At 54.6% G+C, this 766-nt stretch carries 1 protein-coding gene; it reads left to right on the plus strand.

The window, feature by feature from the left end; genetic code table 11:
* Window positions 1–766 (plus strand): hypothetical protein (locus AAEY75_RS14095; RefSeq protein WP_352259906.1); only part of this gene is annotated, 766 nt, incomplete at both ends.

Here is a 766-nt window from a genome sequence, read left to right on the forward strand (position 1 = left end):
GATGCCGATGCTGATGCCGATGCTGATGCCGATGCTGACGCCGATGCCGATGCTGATGCCGATGCTGATGCCGATGCTGATGCCGATGCTGATGCCGATGCTGATGCCGATGCCGATGCTGATGCCGATGCTGATGCCGATGCTGATGCCGATGCTGATGCCGATGCTGACGCCGATGCTGACGCCGATGCTGATGCTGATGCCGATGCTGATGCCGATGCTGATGCCGATGCTGATGCCGATGCCGATGCTGATGCCGATGCTGATGCCGATGCTGATGCCGATGCTGATGCCGATGCTGATGCCGATGCCGATGCTGATGCCGATGCTGATGCCGATGCCGATGCCGATGCTGATGCTGATGCCGATGCCGATGCCGATGCCGATGCTGATGCTGATGATCCAACTATTGACACCGTTGCGGAGGATGACATCATCAATGGTACGGAGGCCGCTATTGGCTTTAATGTAACTGGTACTGGTACCGCAGGAGATACCATTACTTTAACTAATGGTGAAGGTATTCAGATAGGTGGGCCAGTCACTGTGAGTATTGGTGGTATATGGAGCGTCGCGGTTGATTTAGACGATGTTATATTGATGGGTGAAGGGGCTAAAACCTTAACGGCTACTGCTAGCAATGATAATGGCACTAGTGCTCCTGTGACTAAAAATGTAAGTGTCGAGACCACGGCACCAACGGCGCCAGTGATTGACAGCTTTGACGGCACGATCGTCGTAGGAACTGCCGAAGCGGGCAGCACCG

The sequence above is a fragment of the Psychrobacter sp. TB55-MNA-CIBAN-0194 genome (genome assembly GCF_040309505.1).
In the GTDB taxonomy this organism is placed as follows: Bacteria; Pseudomonadota; Gammaproteobacteria; order Pseudomonadales; family Moraxellaceae; genus Psychrobacter; species Psychrobacter fozii.